The 6806-nt window shown below is 39.2% G+C and carries 10 protein-coding genes; 3 read left to right on the top strand and 7 right to left on the bottom strand.

From position 1 onward, the window contains the following. Positions 1-60 precede the first annotated feature (60 nt). From Q0081_RS00340 to Q0081_RS00360, 5 genes are all read right to left on the bottom strand, one after another. Positions 61-255, bottom strand: a complete 195-nt coding sequence (locus Q0081_RS00340; RefSeq protein WP_298348088.1) for a hypothetical protein — start codon at positions 253-255, stop codon at positions 61-63. An 85-nt stretch (positions 256-340) separates the two neighbouring features. Continuing rightward, a complete protein-coding gene (locus Q0081_RS00345) occupies positions 341-1267 on the bottom strand; it encodes a hypothetical protein (protein WP_298348090.1) in 927 nt (308 codons plus the stop codon). Between the two features lie 3 nt (positions 1268-1270). Next, complete coding sequence (locus tag Q0081_RS00350; protein WP_298348092.1) at positions 1271-1498, bottom strand: hypothetical protein; 228 nt, start codon at positions 1496-1498, stop codon at positions 1271-1273. 4 nt (positions 1499-1502) lie between these two features. Next, positions 1503-1949, bottom strand: a complete 447-nt coding sequence (locus Q0081_RS00355) for a DUF6932 family protein (protein ID WP_298348094.1) — start codon at positions 1947-1949, stop codon at positions 1503-1505. Between the two features lie 5 nt (positions 1950-1954). Next, the gene (locus tag Q0081_RS00360; protein ID WP_298348096.1) at positions 1955-3280 is read right to left on the bottom strand and encodes a site-specific integrase; all 1326 of its coding nucleotides are present in this window, start codon (positions 3278-3280) and stop codon (positions 1955-1957) included. 447 nt (positions 3281-3727) lie between these two features. Here Q0081_RS00360 and Q0081_RS00365 point away from each other — a divergent pair, with 447 nt between their 5' ends. From Q0081_RS00365 to Q0081_RS00375, 3 genes are all read left to right on the top strand, one after another. Then, positions 3728-4117, top strand: coding sequence for a DUF2809 domain-containing protein (locus Q0081_RS00365; protein WP_298348098.1), 390 nt, complete (start codon positions 3728-3730; stop codon positions 4115-4117). Continuing rightward, the gene (locus Q0081_RS00370) at positions 4102-4860 is read left to right on the top strand and encodes an oxygenase MpaB family protein (protein ID WP_298348100.1); all 759 of its coding nucleotides are present in this window, start codon (positions 4102-4104) and stop codon (positions 4858-4860) included. The genes Q0081_RS00365 and Q0081_RS00370 overlap by 16 nt, the downstream gene beginning before the upstream one ends. Before the next feature lie 176 nt (positions 4861-5036). After that, a complete protein-coding gene (locus Q0081_RS00375) occupies positions 5037-5822 on the top strand; it encodes a class I SAM-dependent methyltransferase (protein WP_298348102.1) in 786 nt (261 codons plus the stop codon). Between the two features lie 32 nt (positions 5823-5854). On the opposite strand, the gene Q0081_RS00380 is transcribed toward Q0081_RS00375, so the two are convergent. Both Q0081_RS00380 and Q0081_RS00385 read right to left on the bottom strand, forming a co-directional pair. Continuing rightward, positions 5855-6016: a hypothetical protein gene (locus tag Q0081_RS00380; RefSeq protein ID WP_298348103.1), complete on the bottom strand. Its 162-nt coding sequence runs from the start codon at positions 6014-6016 to the stop codon at positions 5855-5857. Beyond that, complete coding sequence (locus Q0081_RS00385) at positions 6006-6647, bottom strand: serine hydrolase (RefSeq protein ID WP_298348104.1); 642 nt, start codon at positions 6645-6647, stop codon at positions 6006-6008. Before Q0081_RS00385 ends, Q0081_RS00380 begins: the two co-directional genes overlap by 11 nt. Between the last annotated feature and the right edge of the window lie 159 nt (positions 6648-6806).

Consider the following 6806-nt stretch of genomic DNA (forward strand, 5'->3'; position numbering starts at 1 on the left):
ATCAGGCACTTCGTCAAATATTTTTTTCCATTCCATCCTCAAAAATACAACCAACAACAATTATATGGCTATTTTTGACCTATGCCCTAAATTAAGATTATTAGGTGCGTTCAACCTGGCCTCTTTACGACTAAGAAGCTTTTCTGAGGGGGGAGCGTTGAAGTTTTGGAGGCGTTTGGTAAGTACAGCCTCTACCGAGTCGGCTAACAGGGTAGCCAGTGCATCAGGGGTGATTTGGATTAATTGGATTTGCATACGTCGTTTTGTTTAAATGACGCTGCAAAGGTGTTCAGGAAGATTAAAGGGAAAAATTTAGGAAAAATCCTTTTTGTCCTTTCTTTCAATGACGTTCAAATTCATTTAGAATGCCTGCAATATCACGCTGACTTGCCGGATATTTATTTTCTATAATTTTTACTACCATCGGAATATAATTTTTTCTAATCTTAACAGTCATAAAGTTTATATCAGTAGAATATCTTTGTAAAGTTTCTATGTTATATTCCCCCCCAAATTCTCTCATTGCAGTCTCAGCAGCTATCCTAATCATTTTCTTATTCTCGTTTGTTCGGTCTTGAATCTTAAATGATTGGACGATACCTAAACGTCCAAGAAAATAGATTAGGATAAAAAAAGCTTTGCTATTAAGAGGCTTAGGTTGTGGAGATGGTTCAATGCCTTGTATAATTAATTTTTCTCTTTTTTGGTTTATCCAATCAATCAGCACCTGCCTTAGTATTATTTCTTTAGGTTTATTACTGTTAAAGTTATGGAGTAATACCTCCAAATGGTTTAGGTATTCTGTAGTTTCCCCTTTCTCACTAAACCCAATGAACTGAAAATTTAGAAAAGCTGTAAGTTCTTGATTGTAAATAAGGTCTGTATATAAGTAAATACCATGAATCTGAATAAGTTTTTCTAAAAAAAGACCATCCTCAGTTTCTTGGTTTTTAGGTTCAACGAAAGTGTGCGAATAAAAATAATTAAGTTCTCCTTCATAAAACTCTCTTTCTTGCAGAGTATCAAATGGCAATCGAATGCCATACTTAGCAAATGCAGCCGATTTTTGGTCTGCCTCTATAATTTGGCGACATTCATAAGGGAAATCGCTCTCAGTTTCAATTCTTAAAATCCCTTTATCTAAATAATCTTTTTTGAAATCCAAAACATCCACGCTATCACCATCCATCACATTACTTGATGAACGACTACTTAACACCCAATCAAAGGTAAAAAACATGGGGAATTTATATTGTTTATTTTCCATGATTTACGCTGCATTACTCATATTAATCAGTTGTATTGTCATTCCTGTATCTTTCAACAGTTCGCGCAATTCGTCCAAGTGTTCGTTTCTCAAACGTTGATACTGTTCAATGATTAATGCGGGGCTATCGCCTTCTTGGTGCATTTTTATTGCATCATTGTCCATTGCAACCAATTCTAACAGGCGCGATACCCTTACCGCCCATTCTTCATAATTCCCTATCGTTGTCATTGTCCTAAAATTGTAGTTGAATAATTCCTTTGGATTTCTTCTCACGGCTTCGGCCAAACAAATGCAACCACCGTAAATAATCTGATTCGTAAAATATTCGTTGTCGGTGTTCTTTTGGGAAAATCCGAACAAAATAGGCATCTACGTAACTCTGCCTATTCCAATCTCTCAACAATTGTTCGTTGGCATCAAAAAAAGAGGCATCTACAAACGTCACTACATCAATATCACGAGGATTTGGTTTTTGAGTTGTAAAACTTCCGTCAATCCACTGATAAAACGCTCCATCTATAATTTGGCGCAATTGGTCGAGGTAGGTTAAATACTCTCTAAAAATCGCTGACCGCGTAGAAGAACTTGGAAATCCTTTGACAAACACCTCCTCAAAGGTTTCTATGTCAGTTTCAATCACTTCATAGGGTGTTAAGTATCCGTATTGGTCAAATGTCATTACACCTATGCTATTTTAATGATTCGTGCTTCTTTGGGTGCTTCAATGGCATTTTCTTTGCGCTGTTTCCAGATTTGCCGCAGCATATCCGATTTTTCGCGTGGGGTAAGTTTGATGTACTTCATAAATGCCTTTTCGGTCCTGTGTCCCGTTATAGCCCGTATCAACTCCATACTTGTACCTGCCAAATACTCATTGGTAGCAAAAGAACGCCTTGCGGCATGGGTTGTCATTAGTTCGTACTTGGGTCTTTGGATAGTAATTTTTTTACCGCCTTTGGTCATGGAGGTTTCAATAAGTTCTTCAAATCCAGCCAACTTGCCCAATTCCTTTAGGTAATCGTTCATTTTTTGGTTGCTCAATGTTTCGGGGAGGGAATTAGGGGTTTTGCCTTCATAACGTTTCATTATCGCCTTCACGTCGTCGTTTAGGGGAATGACAATCGTGTCTTGAGTTTTCTTGGGTGTTATCGTAATTTCTTCATTTGTTAAGTCTATGTCTTTTGCTTGAATATTTGAATAATCCGAAAACTGTAAACCGGTCCTTGCCCCAACGATGAACAAATCACGTACGCGTTCCAATCTGGTGTTTTTGGACAAATCAAGGTAAAAGAGGTGTTTGAGTTCGCTGTCATTTAGGTAAATCGCGTCGGTCTTTTCCTCCACTGATTTAAAAAGGCGAGGGTTGAAGTTTGGCAGATGCCCGTTTATTTGAGCCTCCATTAGAAACGTTTTTACCTTACGTAGGTGCTTACCTACTGTATTGGTGGCAAATTGCTTATCGTTGGTTAAAAACTTCCGGTATTGCGTGTAAAATGCCCCGTCGATGTTTTCAAAGTCGAACTTACTTTTTTTGTAGTATTTGTCTTTGAACTCCTGCAATGCTCGAAAGGCGTTTTGGTAAGTGAACAAAGTACTTTGGGTCATAGCAGTACCCGTCCTGTCAACAATGCGCGTTTCACAGTCTTTGAGGTATTGCTCTATGAATCCAAGCAAATCAAGTTTTTTCTTTTCCGTAATCGGATGGGGATTTATTTCAGGTGTTTGGTTGTAGAGGTCGCGCAATTCTTCTCTGGTAGGTGTTCTGTTGGTATCATTTACAAACCGACGAAATACATTTTCCGCAGCCGTTTTGATGTTAGAAAGGGTCGCATTTTTTTCCATTCGGCTGGAATCCCCTGCTAACACTTTTCCGTTCCAATGTTTGGGGATTACCGTTAGCCCTGTCGGATACCTCAGTGTGCCGGCATCATAGCGAACATTTAGGGTTATCGGGGTGGGTTTGGAGGAATGTACATCTCCAAGATAGTAGTTGAAAAATACCTTTGCCATGTCTTTAAAGTTGAAATCGAACGGTACAGCAGCACCATGACAAAGATACGTTTTTTAATAAAACTGTAAACGTGGCTGTAAACATTTTTGAATTAATATGAATTTTACTGAATCTTATTTAATCCTAATATTATTTAACCTATTGATAATCAGGATACTTTAGGTTAAATAAAGTTTGGTGAAATTGTAAGGTTCGAGTCCCGTCCGGACCGCTTGGAAGCTCAGAGAAATCTGAGCTTTTTTTGTTTTATGGCCTTTCTGATGCTTCTGAGGCATTTTTTTGAAAAATCATCGACTGATAGTTTTGCTACTTTTTCATACCCACTTTTTCGATTTTAGGTTCATGTAACTGATTTGTTCTGTCAACCTAAGCTAATTCAATATCCCTGTTGACATAATCAGTATTTTTATTTTACTTTGTAATAAAAAGTACTTTTAAAAAATAAAATGATTTTACATAAATCGTATTTAACCATTGCATTGGTCATGCTGGTAATCGAAATAGTGATTGCGCTTTTTGTACATGACGCTTTTTTACGTCCGATTGGTGGCGACTTTTTGGTTGTTATTTTGATGTATGCCACCGTTCGAGGATTTACCCGCTTTAAATTATACCCTGCCTTACTAAGTGTTTTACTCTTTTCGTACTTGATAGAAACCTTGCAATATTTCAAATACGTAGAAATTTTAGGATTGGAACAGTTCAAATTTGCAAGGGTTGTCATGGGTACGGGCTTTTCTTGGATCGATATGATTGCCTACACCGTCGGTGCCTTGTTTATTTTGTTAATCGAAACGAAATTTAATCCAACATCATCAAAATGGAATACTTTGTAGCGCCTGATTCTATTGTCAGGAAAATCTGGGGAAAAGCCGATACGGTACTTTTTATTTTTGCAGGGGCGTCGGCCGAATTCGCCTTAAACAAAGCGGTGGATTGGCTTTATTTTACTGGCAAATTACCTTCTGACCCGCTGGGACGTTTATTTTCGACCGTATCTTACGCCCGACAAATCGTTTTTGCCGAATACGATCAGGCACTTTTTGCCATTGATAAAATCAGTTCGATTCACCGGGCAGTGGAGCAAAAACGGGCAGCCCAAATTCCCGATTGGGCTTATCAGGATGTTCTTTTTATGCTTATTGACTATTCCATCCGGGCTTTTGAGTTATTGGAGCGAAAATTAACTCCTGAAGAAAAAGAAGAAGCCTTTGATGTATTTAACCGCGTAGGAGTTAGAATGGGGATTGGTGGCTTACCAACCAACTTTGATAGCTGGCAACAAATGCGCCAAGAACACATTCAGGAAAACTTACTTTCGAGCGATTTTACCCTTGATCTTTACCGACAGTATAAGAAACACTTAGGTTCCGGTCGATTTTTCATTCTTAAAAAAGCTCAAATTTTGGTTGTTCCTAAAAGAGTTAACAAACTTCTTAAACTTGGGAATCTCCCCATTTTTACTTCGGCGATTATTACCTACAAGTTCCTGCGATTATTGAAAATTGAGAACTATCTCAAAAATGTGATTCTTCCCGAGGCTTACAAACCACAAATTGCTGCATTGGATACCGTATAATTCAGGTTCTTTTCGTTAGACTGATTCCATCAGTTTCATTATTCCTATTTTGAATGAACTAAGTAACTGTATGATTAGTTGACCTTTAAGTTATTGAAAGTATGCCTTTTTGAAAGGTGTTATCAAAGAGGTTACGGTAAGTGGTCCCCATTACTCAACTTAATCGCTGCTATTCAATGGAAGCTCATCATGGCCATGATTTTTACGATCAACAAGGCGTACTGGGAAAATATGTCAGGTACAGGACGTGGAAAAGGTGTCCTAATGAAGTGATTGAAAAGCCCATTATTTTGTCTTTGCTGGGTTCTGAATTAACCGGCTCCGTATTGGATTTAGGATGTGGCTACGGTGCATGGGCGAACGAATTATTGGCAAGAGGAGCAAGCACCTACACCGGAATAGACTCATCCCGTAAAATGCTTGGCTTTGGTAAAGCGCTTGTCAAGGAGGAAAGAGCGGAATTTATTGAAGCGGATATTAATCAATGGGAGTATCCCGCTGCGGGTTATGATTTGGCCCTCGCCTGTTCAGTACTTCATTACATTGCCAATTTGGATGAATTATTGGCTAAAATCAGAGAAAGTTTAAAGCAAGATGGGGCATTGATTATATCGGTTGATAATCCAATTGTATCATCGTTTCGAACATCACAAAATAGATTTTCAAGAGGATTTGAGCGCTCTCATTACTTTAACCAGGGGGCCAAAATACAGGAATGGATGGGTGAGAAAGTGATCAGATACCACCGTACTCTTGAGGAATACTGGCGCGCCATTACTGAAGCAGGTTTTAGAGTAGAATGTATTAAAGAGGGGCTATTGTTGGAGGATGAGAACGAATCGGAAGAGGAAGAAAACCCAATACGTACAAATTTTTCAGAGCCTAATCCTAATCCTTTTGAAAAGTATATTGTCTCCACAATAATCCCTCCGTTTTTGATCATCAAGGCTATTAAAATTTAGAACTAAGTGAATTTGGGTAAGCAGGCGCTTACTTATTCTTTTTTACCCCGTTTTTTAACTTCTTCCTGCCAATTAATCCCTAAAAAACCAAACGCAGGATGTTGACCGCCAATGGTTTGTCGGACGAGTTCATCGGCAAAGTCCAAACCGTTGGAGCCATTGGTAAAATAAATAATGCCCTCTTTACGAGTCACGCTTACCATAATAAAACATTTGAAAGCGCCGTTGTCGCCCCAGTGCCAGAAATAGGTGTCGGTGAGCGTTTGTTCCAAGCCAATGCCTAATCCCCAGAAGGAATAAGGGGCCAACATGGCGGAGCTGGAAAAACGTTTGGGCAGTTGACCCTGGGGGCTGAGCATTTGGCTTATAGTATTTATTTAGCCCCGTTGAGTTAAGAAGGGCAGTCACAAATCGGGCATAATCATTGGCTGTAGTGTGCAGCGAATAGGCCATATTGGCCTGTTGAGGCTTCCCTTTTTGCTCTGCTTTCCCTTCTTCGTTGTGGGGCTGTGCCACATTGGCATCAAAAAAAGGCTTCCAAACATAACCACGGTGCGTCATTCCTAAGGGTTTGAGTACACGCTCTTCCATAAAATCGTTGATGAGCTGTCCCGTTATTTTTTCAACTACTTTTTGCAGGTATACAAATCCCTCTCCTGAATAGCCAAATCGTTCATTCGGTGCAAATCGCATCGAAAGCTCGGAAGATCGCCGGTTTCTGCGCCAGTTCGGAAATCCCGTACGGTGACTTAGAACCAGTCGGGCCGTAATTTTTTTGTATCGCTCATCAGAGGCGACATCCGGATAGGGGAGGTACTCGTACAAGCAGGGCTGTTAAGTTCTATTTTTTTGTTACATTTGACCAAATATTATATGGAATATGACACTAAATGAATTTTTCAAAGATTTACCAGATTCACGTCGAAGTCAGGGACAACGCTATGCTTTATCTGATGTATTGTGGATGATATTTTTAGGCATCAG

This window comes from Runella sp. (assembly GCF_027484545.1).
Classification (GTDB): Bacteria; Bacteroidota; Bacteroidia; order Cytophagales; family Spirosomataceae; genus Runella.